Here is a 22,904-nt window from a genome sequence, read left to right on the forward strand (position 1 = left end):
TTGACTTTCGCTGGAACGAGCAAAAAACAGCCGGGCCGGTTTGTCAATACCAAACCGGCTGTACCGTTTTTCGCCCCCCAGTGACCGTGTCGACTCCTGAATCTCCCCCTGTGAACTGGGAGTTTCCTGACCAGAAGGCCGCCGGCGGCCCCGGACGGGCCCCTCCAGGGCCGCCCGAGGGCGGGAAGAACCGCTCTGGAAGGGGCGTCCTGCGGCCACTAAACGGCCGAGAACCGACCATGTGGTTGGCTCGCCCGCCCCGGCAGCCCCTCCGTACGGACCGCCCTGCCGCCAGGTTCAGACCGCGGAAGGCCATCCCCGCACCCTCGGACGTGATCAATACAAACCGCTTTAGCGGTTTGCTCACCGGCATTCGCGCTCGGCAGTCGCTGGAACGACGCCGGAGCCCCGCCGGAACACCGCTCGAACCACGGGGCCGCCCCCTCCGCCGACGGGCCGCCGACGGGCGCCCTCCGGGCCCCGGACGCGCCGCCGCCAGGCCGGTCCGGCGGCGGGGCCGGCCCGCACCGGGACGCCTCCCCCCTACCGCCGGGTGGCCGGATCGGCGGCGGGCGGGCTCCGGCGCGCGCCCCCGCGGCGCAACGGCATATGCAGAAATCTTCACGTAGGCAAACGGTGAACGAGACTGGCGTTACGGTGCGCCCCGACCGCACCGCTCCCGGCGGCCGCACCCCGCCGCCCGTACCGGCGGCACGCCGGCCCCGGAACCGGCGCACCACCCGTGGACTGCGGGGCTCCATGCGCGGCGGGACCCCCGGGGCACCCGCCCCGACCCCCTGCCGGCCCCACGGGGGGCCACGGCCCCGCCGGGTGCGGGGAGCCCGCCCGCGATCCGCGCGCAAACCCGGGCGCCCGATGCGAATCGGCCATTCTTCGTCCCCGGGGGTTCACCGGACGTCCGACAACCGGTTCACGCACCCCGAGGGGTCCCCTTGAGATGCTTCAGTGCGAGTGGCGGAGATCCGATGCCGGATGAGGGGTGGGGGCACGGACGGTAGGGGGGGTCACCGATTGCCGGAACCCCACCCTCCGCATTTTTCATGGCCAAGGGTCGTGATCCCTCTGGATAAAAAACCGGTTGGTATATATTTTTCTCGCAGTCACACCTGTAACTGGCCAGCGCTGCCTAGGGGGAACAATGAGCGCGAGCACGTTTCAAGTCGAGCGCACAGCGGTCTACGAACCGGCGTGGCGGACGGCCGCCCCTCCGCTCGGACAACGGGGTAACCGCTTCACCTCGCTGACCTCCACCGTCCCGAAGGAATTAGTGCACCGCGCCTCGGTCGCAGAAGTCCTTCTCACCGACTGGGAACGCGTCGACCACAGCCGTTTCACCGTCAGCGCGCAGTGGCCCCGCTCCCACAGCTTCTTCACGCCCGTCGCGGGCACCTACCACGATCCGCTGATGGTCGTCGAGACGATCCGGCAGATCGGCAGCCTGCTGGGACACGCCGAGTTCGGGGTCCCTTTCGGCCAGCACTTCCTGCTGTGGGACCTCAGCGTCACGGTCGTCCCGGAACACCTCCAGGTCAGCAGGACCCCCGCCTCCCTCGACATCGACGTCAGCTGCACCGAGGTCAGACGCCGCAGCGGTGACCTGGGCGGCCTGAACTACGAGGCCGTGGTCCACCGCGCCGGCCACGTCGTCGCGACGGGGCGCGTCTCCTACACCTGCACCACACCCGCCGTGTACCGGCGCATACGCCCGCCGCACACCCTGCTGCCCGGCCACAAGCCGCTGCCCCTGACCGCTCCGGTGGCACCGCAGAGCGTGGGACGGGTCTCGCCCACCGACGTGGTGCTGTCCCCCACCGGCACGCAGGACCGCTGGCAGCTGCGGGTGGACTCCCTCCATCCCATCCTCTTCGACCACCCGGTGGACCACGTTCCGGGCATGGTGCTGCTGGAGGCCGCCCGGCAGGCCGCCTCGGCCGCCCTGGGCCGCTCCTCCCTGCTCCCGCTCAACATCTCCGGCGATTTCAAGCGCTACGCCGAACTCGACCTGCCGTGCTTCATCGAGGCCGAGCGCCTGCACGACGGCGCCCCCGGCGGGGAGGAGACGGTGGCCGTGACGGGCCACCAGGACGGCCACCTCGTCTTCAACTCCACGGTGACGGCGGCCCCTTACATCGGCTGACCGAATGCCCCTCAGCGCGGCCCGAAGGCCGTCAGGTGTTCCCCGGCCCACTCCCGGAACGAACGGGCGGGCCTCCCCACGACGTCCGCAACCGTGCTCCCCACACCGGCCTTGGCCCCGGCACGCTGCCGCTCGGCGCTCTGCAGCAGTGCCTCCGCCACGGCCTCCGGGTACCGCGCACCCCACACCGCGCGGGCCTGCTCCGGATCCCACTCCTCGAAACGCAGTGGACGGCCCAACAGGACGGAGAGCTGGGCCGTCTGCTCCACCGCCGAGAGCGCCTCGGGTCCGGTCAGCGTGTGCACGCGCCCGGTGTGTCCCGGCTCGCCGAACGCGCGCACGGCCACCTCCGCGATGTCGCCCGGATCGACGCAGGCGTTCGGCGACGTCCCGTACAGGCCACGCACGACGCCCTCCGCACGCACCGCACCGGTCCAGGAGAGGGCGTTGGACATGAAGGAACGCGGGCGCAGCAGCGTCCACTCCATCCCCGAACCCCGCAGGGCCTCCTCGTTCCCCCGTTGCCAGCGGGTGATCAGGTCATCGGCCCCGCCGTCCTCGACGGCGGCCGCGGAAAGCTTCACCACGTGCCGCACCCCGGCCGACCGGGCGGCGGCCAGGAACCGCTCGTCGTCGTCGCGGCCGACGCGGCTGGTCACCAGGAAGGCGGTGTCCACCCCCCGCACGGCCCGGGCGAGCGAACCGGGGTCGTCGTAGTCCCCGTGGACGGCCTCGACCGTGCCCCGGCCGGCCACGACACGTTCCGGTTGCCTCGCCATGGCCCTGACCGCGGGGCCCGGGCCGATGCGCCCCAGCACTTCCCGTCCCACCGTCCCGGTGGCCCCCGTCACGAGAATCATGGTGCTTCCTTCCGGTCATGTACGCGCCCTCCGGCGCGTACGGGGTTGGCGTAAGAGTTACCCGCTGTAAGATACGTACGGGACGGACGGTTTGCATCAGGGCTTCCGACGCTCCGAGAATCCTGTGAAGGAAGGGAGCCACAGTGGCTGAGCAAATTCGAGCCATCCGCACACGCCAGGCGATCCTCGGCGCGGCGGCCAAGATCTTCGAGGAACGCGGCTACCAGGCCGCCACCATCTCCGAGATCCTCTCGGAGGCGGGCGTGACCAAGGGCGCCCTGTACTTCCACTTCCAGTCGAAGGAGGACCTGGCCTTCGGCGTGCTCAACGCGCAGAACCAGAGCCTCGTCGTCCCCGACCGCGCGATCAAGATGCAGGGGATCGTCGACATCGTCATGCTGCACACCTACCGCCTGCAGACGGACCCGATGGTCCGCGCGGGCGTACGGCTGACGATGGACCAGCTGGCACAGGGCCTGGACCGCAGCGGCCCCTTCCGCGCCTGGGCCGTGCCGATGCGCGAGGGCCTGGAGCGGGCCCAGAGCCAGGGCGAGCTGCTCCCCCAGATCGATCCGGCCGAAACCGCCGACGTCATCGTCGGCACCTACGCCGGCATCCAGTCCATGTCGCAGGCGCTCACCGAGTACGAGGACCTCGTGATCAGGGTCAGCGCGCTCATGCGCCACCTGCTGCCGAGCATCGTGCAGTCCTCCGTCCTCACCTCCCTCCACCTCGGCGAGAGCCGCGGCGCCGAGGTCTACGCCGAGGCCGTCCGGGCCATGGAGATCTCGCAGGCCCGGGAAGACCTCGCCAGCTGATCCGCGCCGTCGGCGGCCGCGCGCGGCCCCGGCCCGAAGTACCGGGACAGGGCGTCGGCCAGCGGGCCGCCGTCCTGTGACCAGGCGATGTGTCCGTCGGGACGCACCAGCAGCGCCTCGTACGGCAGCGCGGGGGTCGCCCGCGCGTGCACCACGCGCAGGGTGTCCGACCACGGGCGCGCCTCTTCCCCGTGGCGGGCGGCCAGCCCGCCGAAGAGGAGGAGCAGCGGGCTCCCCTCCCGCAGCAGCGCGATCAGGTCCGTCTCCCCTTCCCGGGTGACGATCCGCGCGTTCGGCAGGAACCGTCCCTCCGGCCCGGAGGGACGGCCCGTGCGGGCGGGCAGTACCGTCCCCTGGCCGCTGATCATGTCGCCGAGCCGCCCGGTGTCCCGGTCCGCGGTCAGGAGCCCGGTGAACACCTCGCGCAGCGCGTCGACCTCGGGCCCCTGCCGCATCAGCGCGAGCTGGGCCCGCGTGTTGTCGACGACGGCCCGCGCCGCCGGCCCGCGTTCGAGGCCGTAGGTGTCCAGCAGGCCCGCGCCCGCCGTGCCGCGCACCGCGAGGGCCAGCTTCCAGCCGAGGTTGAGGGCGTCCAGCACCCCCGTGCTCAGCCCCTGGCCGCCGATGGGGAAGTGCACGTGCGCCGCGTCGCCCACCAGGAAGACGCGCTCCGCCCGGAAGGTGCGGGCCACGCGCGTGAAGTCGCTGAACCGGCTGATCCACCGGGCCCCCTCCATCGCGATGTCGCGCCCGGCGATCCGGGACACCTCGCGCTGGAGCTCCAGCGGCGACGGCGGCGCCTCCCGGCCCGCGTGGGCGCCGGAGCAGTCGACGGTACGGATGTGCGTTTCACCGGCGGGCGTCCGCTTGGAGACGATCCACCCCCGCGGGGTGCGCAGCCACCCCTGCTCCAGGTCGCCGGGGTCCCGCAGCCGTGCCAGCCCCACCAGGGCGGACACCGTGGCGGGAGTGGCGTCGGACGCGATGCCCGCCAGTTCGCGGACCGTGCTGCGGGCCCCGTCCGCCCCGACGGCGTAGGCGGCGGTACAGGTGGCCGTCCCCTGCGGCCCCTCGACGGTGAGCAGCACGGCGCCGTCCCGCTGCGTGAGCCCCGTGACCCGGTGCTCCCTCAGGACCCGCGCGCCCGCCGCCCGCGCCCGCGCCTCGAACCGCCGCTCCAGCTCCGCCTGGGGGCGCTTGAGGATCGGCTCCGGCTCGTTCTCGGGCACGGTGATGACCAGTTCGTGGATGCCGGCGAAGTGGAAGCGGCCCGATTTCGTACCCGCGGACGTCTGCGCCGCGTCCGGCGGAAGGTGCCCGCGCCGGGCCAGCCCCTGTACCGCACGGGCGTGCAGGGTGGTGGCCTTGGGCCGCTCGCAGACCTCCGCCCGCGCCTCCAGGACCAGCGTGTCGACCCCGTACCCGGCCAGCTCGGCCGCGACCAGCAGGCCGACCGGCCCCCCGCCGACGACCACCACTTCAGCGCGCACGCCGTCCCCCTCTTCCTCATCCGGCGAGGAGAAAATATACCGGCTGCCCCGTTCTTTTCAATGACCTGACCGTAGGATCACCGCATGATCAGCTCTACGCTCCGTCTGGTACCGGTCACCCCGGACAACTTCGACGCCGTGTGCGCCGTGCGGGTACACCCACGCCAGGAACACCTCGTCTCCCCCGTCCAGAAGTCGCTGGCCGAGGCCTACGTCCACGGGGACACCGCCTGGCCGCGTGCCCTGGTCGACGGCGACGAGGTCGTCGGTTTCGTCATGGCCTTCCTCGACATCGTCTGGGACCCGGCGAAGGACCCCGAGCACCGCCGTTCCGGCCTGTGGCGTCTGAACATCGCGGCCGGCCACCAGGGCAAGGGGTACGGCAGCTTCGCGGTGGGCGCGGTCCTCGAAGAACTCCGCCGGCGCGGCGCCGGGCAGGCGTACGTCACCTGGGACACCGGCGAGGGCACCCCCGAGCCCTTCTACGCGGGCCTCGGCTTCCGCCGCACCGGCGAGCTCAGCGGCGACCAGCCCGTCGCCGTGCTGGACCTGGCGTAGGCCGTCCAGCGGCCCCGGTCCGTCAGGCCAGCACCGCCGTGGCGGAACTCCCCGCGGGCACCGGCGAGGTGCCCGCGCGGAACTCCTGCGGGCTGACCCCGCGCACCCGCTTGAAGGCCGTCGACAGCGCGAACGCGCTCCCGTAGCCGACCCGGCGGGCCACCGTCGCCACCGTGGCCTCCGGCTCGCGCAGCAGGTCGGCGGCGAGCGCGAGCCGCCAGCCCGTCAGGTACGCGACGGGCGGCTCCCCGACGAGCGCGGTGAAGCGGCGGGCCAGCACGGCCCGCGACACCCCCGCCCGCCGCGCGAGTTCCGCCACGGTCCAGCCGTGCGCGGGGTCCTCGTGGAGCAGCCGCAGGGCGACCCCGACGACCGGATCGCCCTGCGCCCGGTGCCAGGCCGGCGCCCCCGCCCCGGGCGCGGCGAGCCAGGCCCGCAGGACGCCGATCAGCAACAGGTCCAGCAGCCGGTCCAGCACCAGCTCCTGCCCCGGCTCGTCGCGGGCCGTCTCCGAGGCCAGCAGCCCGATCAGGGTGGCGTCGGCCGCCCCCGCCGGGCGGACCAGCACCGTCGGGAGCGTGCCGAGCAGCCGCCGCCCGACCTCACTGGGAGCCTGGTAGGTGCCGCTCAGCAGCACCGCCGCCCCCGGCTCCGCCCGGGCGTCGCCCCAGGTCCGCACGCCCTGCGCCAGGGTGTCCGTGAGGTCCTCGCCCGTCTCGGTGCTGCACCGCTGGTCCGGTCCCACCACGATCTGCGGGGTGGCGGTGCCGGGGGTGTCCGGGCTGTCGGCGAGCCCGTACGGCGCGGGACCCCGCACCACCGCCACGTCGCCCGGGCCGATCGGGACCGGCTCGCCGTCCTCGGGCAGCAGCCAGGCCGTACCGCTCACCAGGGCGATCACCGACAGCGGGGCCCGGTCCTCCACCCGCAGGGACCAGGGCGGGTTGAGGACGGACTTGAGGATGAAGGCTCCGCGGGCCTTGGGCCCGTCCAGCAGGCAGGTCAGCGTGTCCATGCCCCCATCCTCCCCTCCCCGCCGCGCCGTTCAGACGTCCCATACCCCGGTCGCCGCCGTCTCGCGGGCGTAGTCGGCGAAGTCCTTCGGCGCCCGCCCCAGCACCTCGCGCACCCCGTCGACCAGATGCGCGTTGCGTCCGTCCAGGATCACGGTGAACAGGTCCACCAGTTCCTCGGGCAGACCGTTCTCGCGCAGCACCGCCCGGTAGTCCTCCGGCGAGACGGGCACGTACGCGATCTCGCGTCCGGTCGCCTTCGACAGCTCGTCCGCCACGTCGGCGAGGGAGAGCAGCCGCGGTCCGGACAGTTCGTAGGTCCGGCCGACGTGCCGGTCGTCGGTGAGCGTGGCCACCACCACGTCGGCGATGTCGCCGGTGTCGACGAAGGGTTCGACGGCGTCGGCGACCGGCAGGGCGATCTCCCCGGCCCGTACGGAGTCCAGGAAGAAGCTCTCGTCGAAGTTCTGGTCGAACCAGCTGGCGCGGACCACGGTCCACTCGGCGCCGGGCACCTTCAGCCGCTCCTCGCAGAGCACCGCGGCCTCCTCGCCGCGGCCGGACAGCAACACCAGCCTGCGGACCCCCGCGGCCACCGCCGCCGAGGCCAGGGCGCCGATCAGGTCGGGGGCACCGGGCACGGAGAGGTCGGGCTGGAAGGTCACGTACACCCGCTCCACCCCCTCCAGCGCGGCCGGCCATCCGGCGGGGTCGTCCCAGTCGAAGGCCGGCTCCCCCGTGCGCGACCCGACCCGTACCGCGTCGCCCCGCTCCCGCAGCCGCTCCACGACCCGCCGTCCGGTCTTGCCGCGCCCCCCGATCACCAGGGTCAGCCCCGCGTGCACGTTCTCGTTCTCGTTCTCGTTCGTCGTCATGCGTCCCAGTCAACCGCCGCCCGCCGAGACGCGACATGGCCCAGAAGCTCACCTCCATGTGCGAGCGTCTCGCCGCAAACGCGTCGACACCGCCACCGGAATCCCTGATCATCCTGTGGTGACCTGGACCGAACGCATCGTCATCCGGGACGGCGTACGCCTGTCCTGCCGCGACTGGGGCGGCAGCGGCTCCCCCGTCCTCCTCCTGCACGGCCTCGCCGGGCACGCGGGCGAATTCGACGCCGTCGCGGCCCACCTGTCCGCCCGCCACCGGGTCGTCGCCCTCGACCAGCGAGGTCACGGCGCCTCCGAGCGCCGCCCGGCCGACGTCTCCCGCGAGGCCCACGTCGCGGACGTGCTCGCCGTCGCCGCGCGGCTCGGCCTCGACCGCCCCGTCCTGGTCGGCCAGTCCCTGGGCGGGCACACCGCGATGCTGACCGCCGCCGCCCACCCGGACCTGGTCCGCGGCCTCGTCCTGGTCGACGCCGGTCCGGCCGCCGCCGCCCCGGACACCCCCGCCACGATCGACGAGGGCCTCGGCTCCTGGCCCCTGCCCTTCCCCTCCCTCGACGCGGCACGGGAGTTCCTCGGCAGCGACGCCTGGGCCGCGGGCCTGGAACGCCGCCACGACGGCTGGTACCCGCGCTTCGACCGCGACGTCATGGTCGCCGCGATCACCCCCGTCACCACCCGTCCCTGGTGGCCCGAGTGGCAGCGCGTCGCCTGCCCCGCCCTCGTCGTCCTGGGCGAGCGGGGCATCGTCCCGCCCGCCGAGTCCGCCGAGATGCTGCGCCTCGCCGGCCCGGACACCACCCTGGTCTCGGTCCCCGGCTCCGGCCACGACGTGCACCTCGACCGCCCCGAGGTCCTGCACCCCCTGCTCTCCGGCTTCCTGGACGCCCTCCCCCGCACCTGACCCCGGCCCGCCGCGCAAACCCGGGTGCGCGTCCCCCGTACCGGGTATTAGGGTCGACCCCCGTGGAACCGCTCAGTGAGATACAGATCCGCTCATCCTTCGTGAACTGCACCAAGGGCGAGGCCGCACGGCTGCGCCTGCCGCTGGACTTCGCCGAACTGCCCTGGCAGGACCTCGACTTCCTCGGCTGGGTCGACCCCGGCGCGCCGCTGCGGGCGCACCTCGTGCTGCCCCGGGAAGGGGGCCCGGTCGGGATCTCCCTGCGCGTGCCCTCCGTGGGCCGCACCAGCGCCGTCAAGTCCAGCCTCTGCCAGATCTGCCTGACGGGCCACGCCTCCTCCGGGGTCACCCTGCTCGCCGCGCCCCTCGCGGGCGCCCGCGGCCGCGAGGGCAACACCGTCGGCACCTACATCTGCGCCGACCTCGCCTGCTCCCTGTACGTACGCGGCAAGCGCCGGCCGAAGCTGCGCACCACGCGGTACGAGGAGTCGCTGACCCTGGACGAGCGGCTCGCGCGGATGTGGGGGAACCTCGACGCCTTCACTTCCAAGATCACCGCGGGCTGAACCCGCGCGCGGAATGTGATCACATGACCGTATGACGAGGACTCTCTACCTGCTCTGCTCCGCCGCCCCGCCCGTGTTCGACGTGGCCCACGTGATCGAGGACGCCCAGTCGCGCGGCTGGAACGTGTGCCTCGGCCTGACCCCGGCGGCGGCGCAATGGGTGTCCGGGAGCCTCGACGGACTCGCCGCGCTCACCGGCAACCCGGTGCGCTGGCAGTACAAGCTGCCCGGAGAGCCGGACGTGTGGCCGCCGGCGGACGCCCTGCTGTTCGCCCCCGCCACCTTCAACTCGGTCAACGCGTGGGCCCTCGGCCTCACCGACCGCGTCGTCGTCGGCATCGCCGCCGAGGCCCTCGGCAAGGGCACCCCGGTCGTCGCCGTACCGTGCCTGAACGCCGCCCTCGCCGCGCACCCGCAGTTCGAGCAGTCCCTGACGGTCCTGCGCGGCGCGGGCGCCGAACTGCTCTACGGCGAGGGCGGTTTCGTCCCCGGACCGGCCGGTCCCGACGCCCCGCCGCACTTCCCGTGGCAGGCCGCCCTGGACGCCGTGGACCGGACCGGCACCGACCAGGTCTGATCCGAAGCGGGCCGGCCGCTACTCCCCCGTGACCCCGTCGATCGCCTCGCGCAACAGGTCCGCGTGCCCGTTGTGCCGGGCGTACTCCTCGATCATGTGGGCCAGGACGTAGCGCAGGGAGTACGGCTGGTCCCCGTAATACCCCGGCACGTCGAGGGAGGCGGCGGCCTCGACCACGGCCCGCGACCGCGCGCAGGTCTCCTCCCAGATCGCGAAGGACTCCGCCGGGTCCGCGTCCTCCACGTGGAACTCGGTCCACTCACCGGCCTCGTTCCGGGGGAAGTACCCGCGTACGTCCTCGCCGCCCACCACGTTGCGGAACCAGCCGCGTTCGACCTCGGCCAGGTGCCGCACCAGCCCGAGCAGGCTCAGCCCGGACGGCGCGACGGCCCTGCGGCGCAGCTGCTCGTCGGTGAGGCCCGCGCACTTCATCATCAGGGTGTCGCGCTGGCGCTGCAGGAGGCTGGTGAGGGTGGCGCGTTCGTCGCCGTCCAGGACGGCCGGGGTCCGCTGTTCGTCGTTCATCATCGGATGATCACACCCGCGCCGGGCCCCGCCCGCACGTTTTCACATGCCGGACGCGGCCAGGTCCCGGAAGAAGCTCCTGATGTCCCCCACCAGCAGCTCCGGCACCTCCATGGCCGGGAAGTGGCCGCCCCGGTCGTACGAGGTCCAGCGCACGACGGTGTCGGTGCGCGCGGCGACGTGCCGCAGAGGGATGAAGTTGTCCCGGGGGAAGTCGGCGAGGGCGGTCGGCGTGGCGGACACCTCGGGCGGCTGCCCGTAGTAGTCGGCGTGCGCCCGCTCCCAGTAGATCCGCGCGGCGGAACCGGCGGTGCCGGTCAGCCAGTACAGCATCACGTTGGTCAGCATCTGGTCCCGGTCCACCGGGCAGCGCGGGTCCGCCCACTCCGTGAACTTCTCCCCGATCCAGGCGAGCAGCCCGGTGGGCGAGTCGTTCAGCGCGTACGCGAGGGTCTGCGGCCGGGTCGCCTGGATGTCGGCGTAGCCCTGCCGTTCCCGCGCCCAGACGCGGTACCGCTCCCAGGAGGCCCGCGTCCGCTCCCGCTCGGCGGGGCTCAGCGCGGCCAGTTCGGCCTCCGCCGGCTCGGCGGTGGCCCCCGCCCCGGGCAGCAGGTTCAGGTGGACGCCGCACACCCGCCCGGGCAGCAGCCGGCCCAGCTCCCGCGAGACGGCCGCGCCCCAGTCCCCGCCCTGGACCCCGTACGTCCCGTACCCGAGGCGCTCCATCAGCACCCCGAAGGCCCGCGCGACCCGCTTGAACTCCCAGCCGGGCGAGGCCGTCGGCCCGGAGAGGGCGAAGCCGGGGATGCTCGGCAGCACGAGGTGGAAGGCGTCGGCGGGGTCCCCGCCGTGCGCCCGGGGGTCCGTCAGCGGGCCCGCGACCCGCTGGAACTCCACGAACGAGCCGGGCCAGCCGTGCGTCATCAGCAGGGGCGTCGCGTCCGGTTCGGGCGAGCGGAGGTGCGCGAAGTGCACCCGCGCCCCGTCGATGACGGTGGTGAACTGCGGCCACTCGTTCAGGCGCGCCTCGGCGGCCCGCCAGTCGTACTCCTCGCGCCAGTAGCGCACCAGCTCGCGCATCTCGCCGAGCGGTATCCCGTAGGCCCACCCGGCGCCGTCGATCCCGTCGGGCCACCGCACCCGGCGCAGCCGCCCGTCGAGGTCGTCGAGCTCCTCCTGCGCCACGTCCAGCCGGAACGGGGTCAGTCCCTCACCGAGATCGTCCATCCCCCCACCCTGCCAGCCCGCCCGGCACGGCCGAGCACGGGGTGCGGCGACCGGGCCGGAGAGGGGTCAGGCCGCGTAGAGGTCGAAGGTGGAGCCGCGCTTGGGGCCCGCCGCCACGTCCAGGGCCGGGTCGACCGTCAGCATCGCCTGGTGCAGCCGCTGCAACTGCGGCGACGGTTCGACGCCCAGGTCCCCGATCAGCCGCTGCCGCAGCCGCCGGTAGACGTCCAGTGCCGTCGCCTGCCGCCCGGACCGGTACAGCGCCACCATCAGCTGGGAGTGCAGACCCTCGTGCTGGGGCTGTCGCGCGGTCAGCTCGGTCAGCTCGGCGAGGAGTTCGGTGTGCCGCCCGAGCCGCAGGTCGACGTCGATGCGCCGCTCCACCGCGACCAGCCGGCTCGCCTCCAGCCGCAGCACCTCGATCTCCAGGACCGGTCCCACCCGTACGTCGACCAGAGCGGGCCCCCGCCACAGCGCGAGTCCCTCGCGCAGCAGGTCGGCGGCGGTGCGGTCGTCGCCGGCCTCGAAGGCGCTCTGCCCCCGGCCCACCAGGCTCTCGTAGGCGTTCACGTCGACGCACTCGGGCGGCACCTGGAGCAGGTAGCCGCCGTGCCGGGTCGTGAGGACCTCCTTGGCACCGCCGGGCCGGCCCGGCCCCATCGCGGTGCCCAGCCGGCGGCGCAGCTGCAGGATGTACGTCTGGAGGGTGGTCAGCGCGCTGACGGGCAGGTTCTGGCCCCAGATCTCCTCCATGAGGGTCGGCACGGGCATCACCCGCCCGGGGTGCAGTGCGAGGAGGGCCAGGATCTGCCGCGGCTTGGCCGCCGTCGGCACGATCGAGTCCCCGTCGACCTCGGCACTCAACGGACCCAGAATCCGGATCTTCACGGTCTCCCCCTTCGTGGTTCCTCGCATCGCCCGATACCGCCGGGCTCCGGCCGGAGCCCGCTTCCCACACTCCGTGCGGGTCCGCCCGCACGGCACGGCCCCCGGAACCCGGCGGACCCGCGAGGGCCACCGCGGCCCTGGGACCCGTCAGACCCCGCTGCCGAGGAACTCGTAGGCGCACACTCCGCCGCTCTCGGGCACCTCGCGGGCGTCCGTCCGGTACTCGCCCGAACACGCCCGTCCCACCAGGCTCGGCAGCAACAGCCCCCACAGGGCGGCCACCTTCCGCCGCAGCTCTCCGTAGGACAGTCCGGTTCCCGACAGCACCTCGATGCCGCAGACGGCCGCCGCCACCAGTGCCTCGGCGCTCTCCCACCGCTCGGCGGGCGAGAGCCCGTCGCCCTCGGCGCCGCCGTCGCCGGCCTCGCCGGCCGGTCCGCCGAGGGGCAGTTCCCCGGTGTCCCGCGCCATCCGCAACAGGTCGGACACCGTCGCCAGCCACGCGCCCTGGAAGTCCTGCTGCGCCGACGGGTGCCCGCCGCACTCCTTGGTGATCCGGAAGCTCGCCGGGATCGCCGGTTCCTCGTGCAGCGTCCGCGCCAGCCAGTGGGTCGCGTCGATCAGCGCCTGCAGGGGCGAGACGCCGCTCTCGTTCAGCCCGCGCACCGCCTCGCGCAGCAGGCGGCAGCCCCGCCGCTGCACGGCGTCCGCGAGCTCGTCCTTCGAGGCGAAGTGGAAGTACAGCGCCCCCTTCGTCACCCCGGCCGCGCCCGCGATCTCGCCGAGCGTCGCGTTGGCGTATCCGCTGCGGTGGAACAACTCGGCCCCGGCGAAGACCAACCGCCTACGGGTCCGCTCCGACCTCTCCTGCACCGCTCCGTCTCCCTTCCGCTCCGCCGCGCCCCGCTCCGGTGCCCGGGCTCAGGCGCGTACGAGCCGGTCCGTCCGCAGGCCCGGCACGGCCACCGCGCCCACCGCCGCGGCCGCGGCCGCGCCCGTCGTCTTGCCCACGCTCGCGCTCTCCGGTCCCGCCATCAGGATCGATCGCTGCAACCGGCGCAGCGCGGTGGACGGTTCCAGACCCAGGTCCCGTACGAGCGTGGCCCGCAGCCGCTGGTACACGTCGAGCGCCTCGCCCCGCCGCCCCGAGCGGTGCAGGGCGATCATGAACTGCCCGTGCAGGTTCTCGTGCGTCCGGTACCGGCTCACCAGCACCGTCAGCTCCGCCAGCAGTTCGCGGTGGCGGCCCAGCTTCAGATCGGCCTCGATGCGCTGGTCGAGGGCGCACAGGCGGATCTCGTCCAGCCGTCGCGTCTCCATGTCGAGCTGCACCCCGCCGTGCACGTCGGCGAAGGCGGGGCCGGACCACAGGGCGAGCGCCTCGCGCAGCCGCTGGGCGGCGACCGGGAAGTCCCCGGCGTCCATGGCCCGGTAGCCGAGCGCCGCCAGCCGGTCGAACTCCCGCACGTCGCTGGTCCCGCCACCGCTGTTCAGCAGGTAGCCGCCGGGCAGCGTGACGAGCACGTCCTTCGCCGTCCGGGACCCGTCGCCCTGCCCCTCGCCCTCCTCCAGGGCGGTCGCGATCAGCGCGCGCAGCTGGAGGACGTACGTCTGCAGCGTCGTACGGGCGCTGCGCGGCGGTACCGCGCCCCACAACTCCTCGATCAGCGCCGACACCGGCACGACCTGGTCGGCATGGAGGGCCAGGAGGGCCAGGACCTGCCGGGGCTTGGGGGCGGTCGGCGTGATGGAGATTCCGTTCTCCCGCACGGTGAGTGCGCCCAGTACATCGATGTCCACGTCGTACTCCCCTGTCCTTGGATGAGTCGCAAGAGTCAGTAGAAAACAGGCCGGACGGTTTGTCAATACCAAACCGGCTGCGCTGTTTTGGACCCGGCAAGGTCGTGGCGCCACGCGAAGATTCCTACCTGACCTGCACTTTTGCATGCAGTGCACCTATGCGCGACGACTTGGAAGGCTTCGGCCGCCTCGCAACAGGGGTCATATAACACCCAGAGGAGCTCAAAAATCAAACCATTCAGTCTGTTTCTTGGGGTTCTGCCGCGATGCCCGGCAGCACGACCGACCAGATACGGGTGAGGGCCTGGTGCACGTCGGCCCCGTCGGCGTGCACCGCGCCCAGCACCTCCAGCCCGGCCGTCACGGCCACCACCAGGCGGGCGGCGTCCCGCGCGGACACCCTGTCGGCCAGCTGCCCGGCGCGCGCCGCGGCCCCGAACGACTCCTCGGCCCAGAGCCGCCACTGCCCGCGCAGGTCCACCCGACTGCGGTGGGCGACGTCCGCCCCGAGCGCGAACCCGGCCCGGACGAGCACGTCACCGACGAGCAGCCGCTGGAGCGCGTACGTCGAGTCGACCAGCGCTCCCAGGGGATCGCCGGCCCGTCCCGCCCCGCCCCCCGCGCGGGTGATCGACCGCACGGCCTCGGCGGCCCGTCCCTCGACGGCCCGCGCGAGGGCGGTCTTGCCGTCGAAGTGGAAGTTCAGCGCGCCGGGGCTCACTCCGGCCCGTTCGCTGATCGCGGCGATCGAGGCGGCGACGAAGCCCTCCTCGGCGAACACCTCCGCGGCCGCACGCACCAGGGACTCCCGCGTGCGTGCCGCACGCTGCTGCTTGACCATGGGGGCTCCGCGGTTCGCCCCAGAGACAGGGGTACGACATCGTCGCGGCAACGGTCGGCGCCGCCACCGGAGGCCGGGCGGACTCCCACCGGAGACCCCCGCGGGCCACCGCCCCGGTACGGCCTTTTCCGGACACCCACCACCCTCCGAACATGCCGCCGAACCCTCCCGAACAGCACCTACGCCACCCCCACCCACCCTCCAACAACCCCAAACAGGCCCCCTTCCCCCACACCTGGTCTCCCCCACCCCAACACCCGCTCCCGCACACCCGGTCCCAGTCCCGGTCCCAGTCCCAGTCCCAGTCCCAGTCCCAGTCCCAGTCCCAGTCCCAGTCCCAGTCCCAGTCCCAGTCCCAGTCCCAGTCCCAGTCCCAGTCCCAGTCCCAGTCCCAGTCCCGCTCCCGCTCCCGCTCCCGCTCCTGCTGCCGCCCCCAGTCCCAGTCCCAGCCCCAGCCCCAGTCCCGCTCCCGCACACCCGGCCCCGCTCCCGCACACCCGGTTGCACCAACCCCGCGCCCAGTCCCCGACCCCGCACCCCCGGTTCCACCGCCCCGCGCCCCGACACCCACACACCCGCTTCCGACGCCCCAGCCCCGGCCCCCACGCACCCGCGCACCCGCGCCCCGACACCCGGCCACCCAGTTCCGACGCACCCGCGCCCGCACCCAACACCCCGCACCGCGGCACCCGCACACCCGGCTCCACCACCCCCGCCCCCGCCCGGCCCCCGACCCCGCGCTCCCGGTTGCACCGCCCCCCGCAGTCGATCCCCGCCGCCCCCAAGCCCACCCACCCGGCCACCCGCCCCGCCATGCCCCCGGCCGCACGGATCACCCCTACGCCCCAGAGCCGGCCCCCCGGCCCTCGCGCAGTGCTCTCACCACCGGCCCCGTCATCGCCGTGGTCACCACGGCCATCAGCACCAGGACCGTGAACAGCTCCACGCCGATCACCCCCAGGCCGATCCCGATGTTGAGCACCACCAGCTCGGTCACCCCGCGGCAGTTCATCAGCGCCCCCAGCAGCACGGCCTCCTCCCGGCTCCGCCCCGCCAGCAGCGCCGCACCCGTCGCCCCGCCCCACTTCGCCACGACGGCCACCGCCGGCACGACCGCCGCCCACAACCAGACCCCGCCGCCCCCCAAGGCCCCCACATCGGTGCGCAGCCCGCTGCCCACGAAGAACAACGGCAGCAGCACCGGCACCGCGAACTCCCGTATCCGCTCCGCCGCCCGCTCGACCGCCTTCACCCCCCGGGGTACCACCGCCCCGAAGACGAAGGCCCCGAACAGCGCGTGCAGCCCGAGGGAGTCGGTCGCGTACGCCGCCAGGCAGAGCCCGCCGAACAACCCGGCCAGTACCCCGCCGCCACCGGTCCCGCCCGACCGCCTCCCCACGACCCGGGCCAGCAAGGGCCGTACGCCCCACCACATCCCCGCCACGAACGCCCCGGCCGCCAGGGCCCGTACCGGCCCGGCCCCCGCCCCGCCTCCGCCCGCCACGGCCACCACCACCGCGAGCAGGCACCAGGCGACCACGTCCACCACCGCCGCGCAGGCCATCGCCAGCGCCCCCACCGGCGTCCCGTACAGGCCCTGCTCGGTGAGGATCCGGGCCAGCACCGGAAAAGCGGTCACGCTCAGCGCGACCGCCACGAACAGGACGAACTCCGCCCGGCCCACCCCCTCCGGGGCGAAGGACCCGTACAACCCGAGGGCCAGCAGCGCGCCCAACGCACAGGGCACCCACACACTCGCCTGGCTCACCAGAACAACCGCGCGCCCCTGCCCCCGTAGCAGCCCGAAATCCAACTCCAGCCCCACCAGAAACATGAAGGCGACCAACCCGAGGTCCCCCAGCACCCCCAGATACGGCAGGACCTCCCCCGGCAGCAGCCACCGCTGCCCCTGCGGCCACACCCACCCCAGCAGCGTGGGCCCGAGCAGGATGCCGACGGCGATCTCCCCGACCACCACCGGCTGCCCGAGCCGGCGCGCCCCGGCACCGCCCACCCCACACGCGAGCACCACCACCGCCACGGCGACCAGCACCTCACCCGCCACAGCCCCTCACTGCCCGGCGGACCCCACCGAAAACAACCCGGCCCCCGACTTCGGCAGGTCGTCACCGTTCGGTTGCCGTCAGCCGTGGCCGCAGCGCGCACCGATCCGCCGATGATCCCGTCGGACTCCGACGCGCACCCCCCGACCGACCCACCCGGTGCCCTGGTGCTCTGACCGGAAGGGCTCACCGGAAGGGTCCACCGGAAGGGCTCACCGAGGGGTCACGGCACCGGCAGCCGACGATCAGCCCCCCGCCCCCCGCGCGGCCACCAGCAGCCCGATCCCGTCAAGAATCCGTTCCAGCCCGAAGTCCAGCGCCTGGTCCTGCCCGCCGTCCCGCGCGACCGACGCCAGCGCGGCCCCGAGCGCCGGGAAGTCCGCCCCGCGCAGCCGCATCACCTCCCCCAGCACCGCCCCGAGCTCCACGTCCGGCCCACCCCCGGCGGCGCCACCGGCGGCACCCCCAGCGACAGCAGCTCCAGCCGCACCCCCGGCCGACACCGCCCGCTCCTGCTCCGCGATCCCCCGCACGTGCCCGGCCACCAGCACCACCGCGTCCATCGACTCGGCCCCGCTCAGCCCACACCCCTCCAGCGCCGCGAGCGCCCGCTCCAGCCACCCCACCTCCCGCGGCCCCACCGCCCGCGCCCCCACCGTCGCCCGGAGCAGCCACGGATGCGCCCGGAAGGCGGCGAGCAACTCCCGCGCCCAGGCCCCCAGCCGCTCCCGCCAGCCGCTCCCGGCCCGCTCCAGCGCGGCGTCGAGTCCCGCGGCCGGATCCGGCATCGCCGCCTCCGCCATCAGCGCGACCAGTTCCGCCTTGCCCGGCACGTACCGGTAGAGCGCCATCTTGGTGACCGCCAGCTCCGCGGCCACCCGCTGCATGGACACCCCGCCCAGGCCCTCCGCGTCGGCGATCGCGACACCCGCCCCCGCGATCCCCTCCAGCGTGAGCCCGCGCCGGGGCCCCCGGGCCGGCGGCCCCGGCGGCGGCCCCCACAGCAATCGCACCGCCGGGCCCCACTGTTCGTCCGCCATCGGATCCCCTTGCGCTCGCACCAAAACTGCGTCTACCGTACACAAAACAAAAAAGTATCCACCGGACACAATTACCGAACGCCTGGAGCCCCCGTGCCCACACCCACCCGACCCGCCCGCACCGTCCTGATCTCCGGCGCGAGCATCGCCGGCCCGGCCCTCGCCCAATGGCTCGGCCGCCACGGATTCCGCCCCACCGTCGTCGAACTCGCCCCCGCGCTGCGCCCCGGCGGCCGGGCCGTCGACTTCCGCGGCGAGACCCACCTCACCGTCCTGGACCGCATGGGGATCCTCGACGAGCTGCGCCGGGCGCAGACCGGCGGCACCACGATGACCTTCGTCGACGCCGACGACCGCGAACTCCTCCACCTCCCCGCCTCGTTCGCGGGCGGCGACATCGAGGTACTGCGCGGCGACCTCTCCCGCATCCTGTACGCCTCGTCCCTGCCCACCACCGAGTACGTCTTCGGCGACTCCGTCACCGGCCTCAGGGAGACCCCCACCGGCGTGGACGTCACCTTCCGCCACGCCCCGCCCCGCACGTTCGACCTGGTCATCGGCGCCGACGGCCTGCACTCCACCGTCCGCCGCCTCGCCTTCGGCCCGGAGCGACGCTACGTCCGCCACCTCGGCTACTACGCCGCCACCTGGAGCCTCCCCCTCGGCCCGTCCCCGTCCCCGTCCCCGTCCCCCATCACCACCGGCGCCCCCCACACCTGCGCGACCATCGGCCTCAACACCCCCGGCCGCCTCGCCGGCATCGGCACCTCTCCCGCGGACCCGACCCGGGCGCACGCGTTCTTCCTCTTCGCCTCCCCGGAACTGCGGTACGACCGCGACGACCCCCTGCCGCAGAAGGCCCTCGTCAAGCAGGCCTTCGACGGACTCCCCTGGCGGGTGCCCCACCTCCTGGACTCCCTCGACGCCGCCGAGGACCTCTACTTCGACTCCATCAGCCGCGCCGACGTCGGCACGTGGTCCACCACCGGCGGCCGGATCGCCCTCGTGGGCGACGCCGCCTGCGGCGCGACGATCGGCGGCATGGGCACCGGCACCGCACTCGTCGCCGCGTACGTCCTCGCGACCGAGCTGGCCCGCTCGCCCGACGACCCCCGCTCCGCCCTCACCCGCTACGAGTCCCTCGTACGTCCCTACGCCGAGCGCTGCCAGAAGGGCGGCGACCGCACGGGCCCCTTCCTGGCCCCCGCCACCGCCTTCGGCCTACGGGTGCGCAACACCCTGCTCAGCCGCCGCCGCTGCCTGGAGTGGATGCTGCGGCAGGGCCGGAGGGCCACCGCCCTCCCCCTCCCCTCCATCACCGTTGACCGTTAACGCCGTTAACGCCGTTAACGCCACCGACGCGCCCCCCACCAAAAAGTAACAGTGCAAATCGCCCCACAGTCCGTCAAAACCCCTTCCCGCGCCTCCTTAAACGTACTGGTCGACTGGTTTTCTTTCACCGAAGCCCACTAGATTGATCACGTACCGCCGGAGCGATCCGGCACCGGAAGCAGAGAGGCAGAGGCAGACGTGGCAAGGGTCAGGCAGGAACGGGCCGAGATCACCCGACAGGCGATCCTCAACGGTGCGGCCATCGCCTTCGACCGCTCCGGCTTCGGCGGCACCAGCCTCAGCGACGTCGTCAAGCACGCCGGGGTCACCAAGGGGGCCCTCTACTTCCACTTCCCCTCCAAGGAAGCCCTCGCCCGCAGCCTGATGGGCGAGCAGTTCCAGGTGTCCCAGGACATCCCGGCCATGGAGGACCCGGGCCTCCAGACGGTCATCGACCTGACCCACCAGCTGGCGGCCGGGCTGCGCTCCAACGTCCGCGTCCGCGCCGGGATCCGCCTGGTCATCGAGTTCGGCTCGTTCACCCACCCGGACCCATCCCCGTACAACGCGTGGATCGACACCTGCGTCCACTGTCTGACGCCGGCCCGGGACCGCGGGGACATCATGCCCTCGCACGACGTATACGACCTGTCGACCTTCCTCGTCGGTTCGTTCACCGGCGTCCAGGTCACCTCGCACGTCCGCACCGGCCGCGAGGACCTGCACGCACGGGTCGTGGACCTGTGGAACTACCTCCTCCCGGGCATCGTGCCCGCCCGGCGGATGCACCTCTTCGACCCCGCGGGCTCCCGCGCCTGCCGCGCCGAACTCGGCCTGACCACCACGGCGGCCACCCCGGCCACCCCGGCCGCGACCGACTGACGACCCGCCTCCAGGGCGGCCTCGCACACGCCGTGGCGAACCACGGGGGTGCTCGCTACGGCGTGCGCGAGGCCGCCCTGTCGCATGTCCGGACCCTCCCGACGCCCCCAACCACCCTCCCCGACGCCCTCCGCACCCATTTCGTTAGCAAAACCCAAGCGTGGCGCCCACATGCACCCAAGAACGTTAGTAAAGTCCCTCTCATGACTTCGCCCTCGTCCCAGAGCGACCGAGAGAAGGTCGTCTCCAAGCTCCCCCCGTGGCTCCGCCAGGAGTTGAAGATCCGCACCGCCCAACTGCGGGTCGACATCCAGGACGCCGTCCACCAGGGCATCGCCCACTGGAGCGGTCTCGCCTCCGCCCCCTCCCCCGTCGACACGGCGGGCGCCGAATCGTTCTCCACCTGGCTGCCCGCGGGCCAGTGGGAGTCCTTCCGCGCCGACTCCAAGGACCGCGGCGTCTCCCTCATCCAGGGCCTCGCCCAGGCGGTGCACCTCTGGCTGGAGTTGAACCCGGCCCCCACCGTCAAGCGGCCCTCCGTCGTCCGCCGCATCGTCGTGTGCAACCAGAAGGGCGGCGTAGGCAAGACCGCCATCACCGCCGGCACCGCGGAGGCCCTCGCGGAGGACCCCTCCTCCCTCCACCCGGTCCGCATCGCGCGCCAACTGGCCCGCCTCACCCCGGCCGAGGAGAGCGAACACCCCCACGCGCCGGTCACCCCGCTGGACCTCGAAGACCTCCCCGGGCTCGGCATGCGCGTCCTGCTCGTCGACTTCGACCCGCAGGGCCACCTCACCAAGCAGCTCGGCCAGCAGCCCCTGCCCATCGGCGGCGACAGCCTCACCTGCCACATGGCGGGCGAGGCCAAGGGACCGCTCTCCGACCTGATCGTCCCCGTCCCGGACGACCGCTTCGGCGACCGCCTCCACCTCCTCCCCGCCTGCACGGACGCCTTCCTCCTCGACGTCCGCCTCTCCACGGTCCGCGCCCGCGAGGCCGCCCTCGAACGGGCCCTCTCCCCCGTCGAGTCCGATTACGACGTCATCCTCATCGACTGCCCTCCCAGCCTCGGCCTCAGCATGGACGCGGCCATCTACTACGGCCGCCGCCGCGACGCCGAGCAGCCCGGCGCCTCGGGCGCGCTGATCGTCGTACAGGCCGAGGACTCCTCGGCGGACGCGTACGACCTCCTCACGTCCCAGATCAACGACCTGCGCGACGACCTCAGCCTCGACATCGACTACCTCGGCCTCGTCGTGAACCTCTACGACGGCCGCCGCGGCTACATCGCCACATCCTCCCTCCAGGCCTGGATGGACATAAAGGATCCGCGGGTCGTGGCGATCGTCCCCGACCTCAAGGAACAGCGCGAAGCGGTACGGGTGAAGCAGCCGCTCTTCGTCTACGCACCGAAGGGCGACCAGGCCGTGGCCCTGCGCGCCCTCGCCAGGGAGATCTCATGAGCAAGGCCGACAAGCTCGGGGTATCGGCTTCCTTCGCCCGGGCCCAGCCCGTCGGCGTCAGTTCCCGCCGCGCCGCCATCGCCGAGGCCACGGGCGCCCCCACCTCCGGGGTCGTTCCCCCCTCCGAGGTGCCCATCGACGCCCTCGCCCACAACCCCTTCAACCTCCGCGAGGACCTCACGGACCTGGCCGAGCTGGCCGAGTCCCTGACCGTACGGGGACAGCTCCAGCCCCTGGCCGTCGCGACCCGGATGGCCTTCATGGAGGCCCACCCCGGGGCCACCGACGGCCTGGGCCGCGCCCCGTACGTGGTCATCGACGGCAACCGGCGCCTCGCCGCGGCCCACCTGGCGGGCCTGAAGACCATCCAGATCCACGTCAACGACTCCCTGTCGGCGTCGGCCGCGGACATCCTCGAATCGGCGCTCATCGCCAACGTCCACCGGGTCGACGTGGCCCCCATGGACCAGGCGCGTGCCCTCCAGGAACTGGTCGACGTCCACGGCTCCCAGGCACAGGTCGCCAAGCGGATCGGCAAGACGGCCGCCTGGGTCTCCCAGCGGCTGACCCTGCTCAATCTGACGCCCACCCTCCAGGAGAAGGTGGAGACGGGCGAGCTGAAGGTCGAACCGGCCCGCCGCATCGGCCGCCTCCCCCAGGAGGAACAGGCCGCCGCTGCCGACGAGAGCCTGAGCGCGGTCAACCCCCCGCGCCAGCGCACCCGCCCGGCACCCGCCACCGCCAACCCGCAGCCGCAGCCCCAGCCCCAGCCACCGGCGCCGACCGCGTCCCCCTCTCCCTCCCCTTCTCCTTCTCCCTCCGCCGCACCGGCCCCCCGCATCACGATCTCCACCCACTCCCCGGAGACCATCGCGGACGCCCTGACCGCCCACCTCACCCCGGACGACCTGAAGGCCGTCACCGAACTCCTGATGACCCGCATCTGACCGGGCCCGCGGGAACCGCGAAGCACCAGACGCCCGGGGGCGCCGACGGCACGGAGCCGCAGGCG

At 73.4% G+C, this 22,904-nt stretch carries 22 protein-coding genes; 10 read left to right on the plus strand and 12 right to left on the minus strand.

Annotation, left to right across the window (positions count from 1 at the left end; genetic code table 11):
* Window positions 1-1,159: 1,159 nt before the first annotated feature.
* The gene (locus SLAV_RS40340; protein ID WP_031943727.1) at window positions 1,160-2,158 is read left to right on the plus strand and encodes a ScbA/BarX family gamma-butyrolactone biosynthesis protein; all 999 of its coding nucleotides are present in this window, start codon (window positions 1,160-1,162) and stop codon (window positions 2,156-2,158) included.
* 11 nt (window positions 2,159-2,169) lie between these two features.
* Here SLAV_RS40340 and SLAV_RS40345 read toward each other — a convergent pair whose 3' ends face one another.
* A complete protein-coding gene (locus tag SLAV_RS40345; protein ID WP_030240786.1) occupies window positions 2,170-3,018 on the minus strand; it encodes an NAD(P)H-binding protein in 849 nt (282 codons plus the stop codon).
* A gap of 143 nt (window positions 3,019-3,161) precedes the next feature.
* Here SLAV_RS40345 and SLAV_RS40350 point away from each other — a divergent pair, with 143 nt between their 5' ends.
* On the plus strand, window positions 3,162-3,836 hold the full coding sequence (locus SLAV_RS40350) for a ScbR family autoregulator-binding transcription factor (RefSeq protein WP_030240784.1): 675 nt from the start codon (window positions 3,162-3,164) through the stop codon (window positions 3,834-3,836).
* Here SLAV_RS40350 and SLAV_RS40355 read toward each other — a convergent pair.
* Window positions 3,776-5,326 (minus strand): FAD-dependent monooxygenase, encoded by a 1,551-nt coding sequence (locus tag SLAV_RS40355; RefSeq protein WP_031943726.1) that lies wholly within the window; start codon window positions 5,324-5,326, stop codon window positions 3,776-3,778. The genes SLAV_RS40350 and SLAV_RS40355 overlap by 61 nt on opposite strands.
* Window positions 5,327-5,410: 84 nt before the next feature.
* Here SLAV_RS40355 and SLAV_RS40360 point away from each other — a divergent pair, with 84 nt between their 5' ends.
* Window positions 5,411-5,884, plus strand: coding sequence for a GNAT family N-acetyltransferase (locus SLAV_RS40360; protein WP_030240779.1), 474 nt, complete (start codon window positions 5,411-5,413; stop codon window positions 5,882-5,884).
* Window positions 5,885-5,906: 22 nt separating this feature from the next.
* Here SLAV_RS40360 and SLAV_RS43325 read toward each other — a convergent pair whose 3' ends face one another.
* Entirely contained in the window at window positions 5,907-6,899 is a 993-nt protein-coding gene (locus SLAV_RS43325) for an AraC family transcriptional regulator (protein WP_030240776.1), read from the minus strand.
* 30 nt (window positions 6,900-6,929) lie between these two features.
* Window positions 6,930-7,772 (minus strand): NmrA family NAD(P)-binding protein, encoded by an 843-nt coding sequence (locus tag SLAV_RS40370; protein WP_030240772.1) that lies wholly within the window; start codon window positions 7,770-7,772, stop codon window positions 6,930-6,932.
* A gap of 118 nt (window positions 7,773-7,890) precedes the next feature.
* On the opposite strand from SLAV_RS40370, the gene SLAV_RS40375 reads away from it, so the two are divergent.
* The 3 genes from SLAV_RS40375 (at window position 7,891) to SLAV_RS40385 (ending at window position 9,831) form a co-directional block, all read left to right on the plus strand.
* The gene (locus tag SLAV_RS40375) at window positions 7,891-8,688 is read left to right on the plus strand and encodes an alpha/beta fold hydrolase (RefSeq protein ID WP_030240769.1); all 798 of its coding nucleotides are present in this window, start codon (window positions 7,891-7,893) and stop codon (window positions 8,686-8,688) included.
* Window positions 8,689-8,750: 62 nt separating this feature from the next.
* Window positions 8,751-9,254, plus strand: coding sequence for an FBP domain-containing protein (locus SLAV_RS40380; RefSeq protein WP_030240766.1), 504 nt, complete (start codon window positions 8,751-8,753; stop codon window positions 9,252-9,254).
* Window positions 9,255-9,285: 31 nt separating this feature from the next.
* Window positions 9,286-9,831, plus strand: coding sequence for a flavoprotein (locus SLAV_RS40385; RefSeq protein WP_030240764.1), 546 nt, complete (start codon window positions 9,286-9,288; stop codon window positions 9,829-9,831).
* Between the two features lie 18 nt (window positions 9,832-9,849).
* Here SLAV_RS40385 and SLAV_RS40390 read toward each other — a convergent pair whose 3' ends face one another.
* The 8 genes from SLAV_RS40390 to SLAV_RS40425 all read right to left on the minus strand — a co-directional run bounded on the left by SLAV_RS40390 (window position 9,850) and on the right by SLAV_RS40425 (window position 18,215).
* Window positions 9,850-10,356: a DinB family protein gene (locus SLAV_RS40390; protein WP_030240761.1), complete on the minus strand. Its 507-nt coding sequence runs from the start codon at window positions 10,354-10,356 to the stop codon at window positions 9,850-9,852.
* Between the two features lie 42 nt (window positions 10,357-10,398).
* Entirely contained in the window at window positions 10,399-11,583 is a 1,185-nt protein-coding gene (locus SLAV_RS40395) for an epoxide hydrolase family protein (protein WP_030240759.1), read from the minus strand.
* A 66-nt stretch (window positions 11,584-11,649) separates the two neighbouring features.
* Complete coding sequence (locus SLAV_RS40400) at window positions 11,650-12,471, minus strand: AfsR/SARP family transcriptional regulator (protein ID WP_030240756.1); 822 nt, start codon at window positions 12,469-12,471, stop codon at window positions 11,650-11,652.
* Window positions 12,472-12,618: 147 nt separating this feature from the next.
* Window positions 12,619-13,344 carry a ScbR family autoregulator-binding transcription factor gene (locus SLAV_RS40405; protein WP_031943722.1) on the minus strand — a complete coding sequence of 242 codons (726 nt, stop codon included), beginning with the start codon at window positions 13,342-13,344 and terminating at the stop codon, window positions 12,619-12,621.
* Between the two features lie 48 nt (window positions 13,345-13,392).
* On the minus strand, window positions 13,393-14,271 hold the full coding sequence (locus SLAV_RS40410; RefSeq protein ID WP_030240749.1) for an AfsR/SARP family transcriptional regulator: 879 nt from the start codon (window positions 14,269-14,271) through the stop codon (window positions 13,393-13,395).
* A gap of 238 nt (window positions 14,272-14,509) precedes the next feature.
* Window positions 14,510-15,112 (minus strand): ScbR family autoregulator-binding transcription factor, encoded by a 603-nt coding sequence (locus SLAV_RS41425; RefSeq protein ID WP_030240746.1) that lies wholly within the window; start codon window positions 15,110-15,112, stop codon window positions 14,510-14,512.
* Between the two features lie 838 nt (window positions 15,113-15,950).
* Complete coding sequence (locus SLAV_RS40420) at window positions 15,951-17,177, minus strand: cation:proton antiporter domain-containing protein (protein WP_031943721.1); 1,227 nt, start codon at window positions 17,175-17,177, stop codon at window positions 15,951-15,953.
* A gap of 243 nt (window positions 17,178-17,420) precedes the next feature.
* Window positions 17,421-18,215, minus strand: a complete 795-nt coding sequence (locus SLAV_RS40425; RefSeq protein WP_030241866.1) for a TetR/AcrR family transcriptional regulator — start codon at window positions 18,213-18,215, stop codon at window positions 17,421-17,423.
* A gap of 93 nt (window positions 18,216-18,308) precedes the next feature.
* On the opposite strand from SLAV_RS40425, the gene SLAV_RS40430 reads away from it, so the two are divergent.
* The 4 genes from SLAV_RS40430 to SLAV_RS40445 all read left to right on the plus strand — a co-directional run bounded on the left by SLAV_RS40430 (window position 18,309) and on the right by SLAV_RS40445 (window position 22,839).
* On the plus strand, window positions 18,309-19,547 hold the full coding sequence (locus tag SLAV_RS40430) for an FAD-dependent monooxygenase (RefSeq protein WP_031943720.1): 1,239 nt from the start codon (window positions 18,309-18,311) through the stop codon (window positions 19,545-19,547).
* 198 nt (window positions 19,548-19,745) lie between these two features.
* Window positions 19,746-20,429, plus strand: a complete 684-nt coding sequence (locus tag SLAV_RS40435; protein WP_031943719.1) for a ScbR family autoregulator-binding transcription factor — start codon at window positions 19,746-19,748, stop codon at window positions 20,427-20,429.
* Window positions 20,430-20,632: 203 nt separating this feature from the next.
* Window positions 20,633-21,892, plus strand: coding sequence for a ParA family protein (locus SLAV_RS40440; protein ID WP_030241873.1), 1,260 nt, complete (start codon window positions 20,633-20,635; stop codon window positions 21,890-21,892).
* Entirely contained in the window at window positions 21,889-22,839 is a 951-nt protein-coding gene (locus SLAV_RS40445; protein ID WP_031943717.1) for a ParB/RepB/Spo0J family partition protein, read from the plus strand. The genes SLAV_RS40440 and SLAV_RS40445 overlap by 4 nt, the downstream gene beginning before the upstream one ends.
* Window positions 22,840-22,904 lie beyond the last annotated feature (65 nt).

Origin of the sequence: Streptomyces lavendulae subsp. lavendulae (assembly GCF_002803845.1) — a bacterium.
Classification (GTDB): Bacteria; Actinomycetota; Actinomycetes; order Streptomycetales; family Streptomycetaceae; genus Streptomyces; species Streptomyces lavendulae.

What these genes read in the sequence shown, in the direction of transcription:
- SLAV_RS40340 (WP_031943727.1), top strand. Translation starts at nt 1,160, where the DNA reads ATGAGCGCGAGCACGTTTCAAGTCGAGCGCACAGCGGTCTACGAACCG.
- SLAV_RS40345 (WP_030240786.1), bottom strand. Translation starts at nt 3,018, where the DNA reads ATGATTCTCGTGACGGGGGCCACCGGGACGGTGGGACGGGAAGTGCTG.
- SLAV_RS40360 (WP_030240779.1), top strand. Translation starts at nt 5,411, where the DNA reads ATGATCAGCTCTACGCTCCGTCTGGTACCGGTCACCCCGGACAACTTC.
- SLAV_RS43325 (WP_030240776.1), bottom strand. Translation starts at nt 6,899, where the DNA reads ATGGACACGCTGACCTGCCTGCTGGACGGGCCCAAGGCCCGCGGAGCC.
- SLAV_RS40370 (WP_030240772.1), bottom strand. Translation starts at nt 7,772, where the DNA reads ATGACGACGAACGAGAACGAGAACGAGAACGTGCACGCGGGGCTGACC.
- SLAV_RS40385 (WP_030240764.1), top strand. Translation starts at nt 9,286, where the DNA reads ATGACGAGGACTCTCTACCTGCTCTGCTCCGCCGCCCCGCCCGTGTTC.
- SLAV_RS40390 (WP_030240761.1), bottom strand. Translation starts at nt 10,356, where the DNA reads ATGAACGACGAACAGCGGACCCCGGCCGTCCTGGACGGCGACGAACGC.
- SLAV_RS40395 (WP_030240759.1), bottom strand. Translation starts at nt 11,583, where the DNA reads ATGGACGATCTCGGTGAGGGACTGACCCCGTTCCGGCTGGACGTGGCG.
- SLAV_RS41425 (WP_030240746.1), bottom strand. Translation starts at nt 15,112, where the DNA reads ATGGTCAAGCAGCAGCGTGCGGCACGCACGCGGGAGTCCCTGGTGCGT.
- SLAV_RS40425 (WP_030241866.1), bottom strand. Translation starts at nt 18,215, where the DNA reads ATGGCGGACGAACAGTGGGGCCCGGCGGTGCGATTGCTGTGGGGGCCG.
- SLAV_RS40440 (WP_030241873.1), top strand. Translation starts at nt 20,633, where the DNA reads ATGACTTCGCCCTCGTCCCAGAGCGACCGAGAGAAGGTCGTCTCCAAG.
- SLAV_RS40445 (WP_031943717.1), top strand. Translation starts at nt 21,889, where the DNA reads ATGAGCAAGGCCGACAAGCTCGGGGTATCGGCTTCCTTCGCCCGGGCC.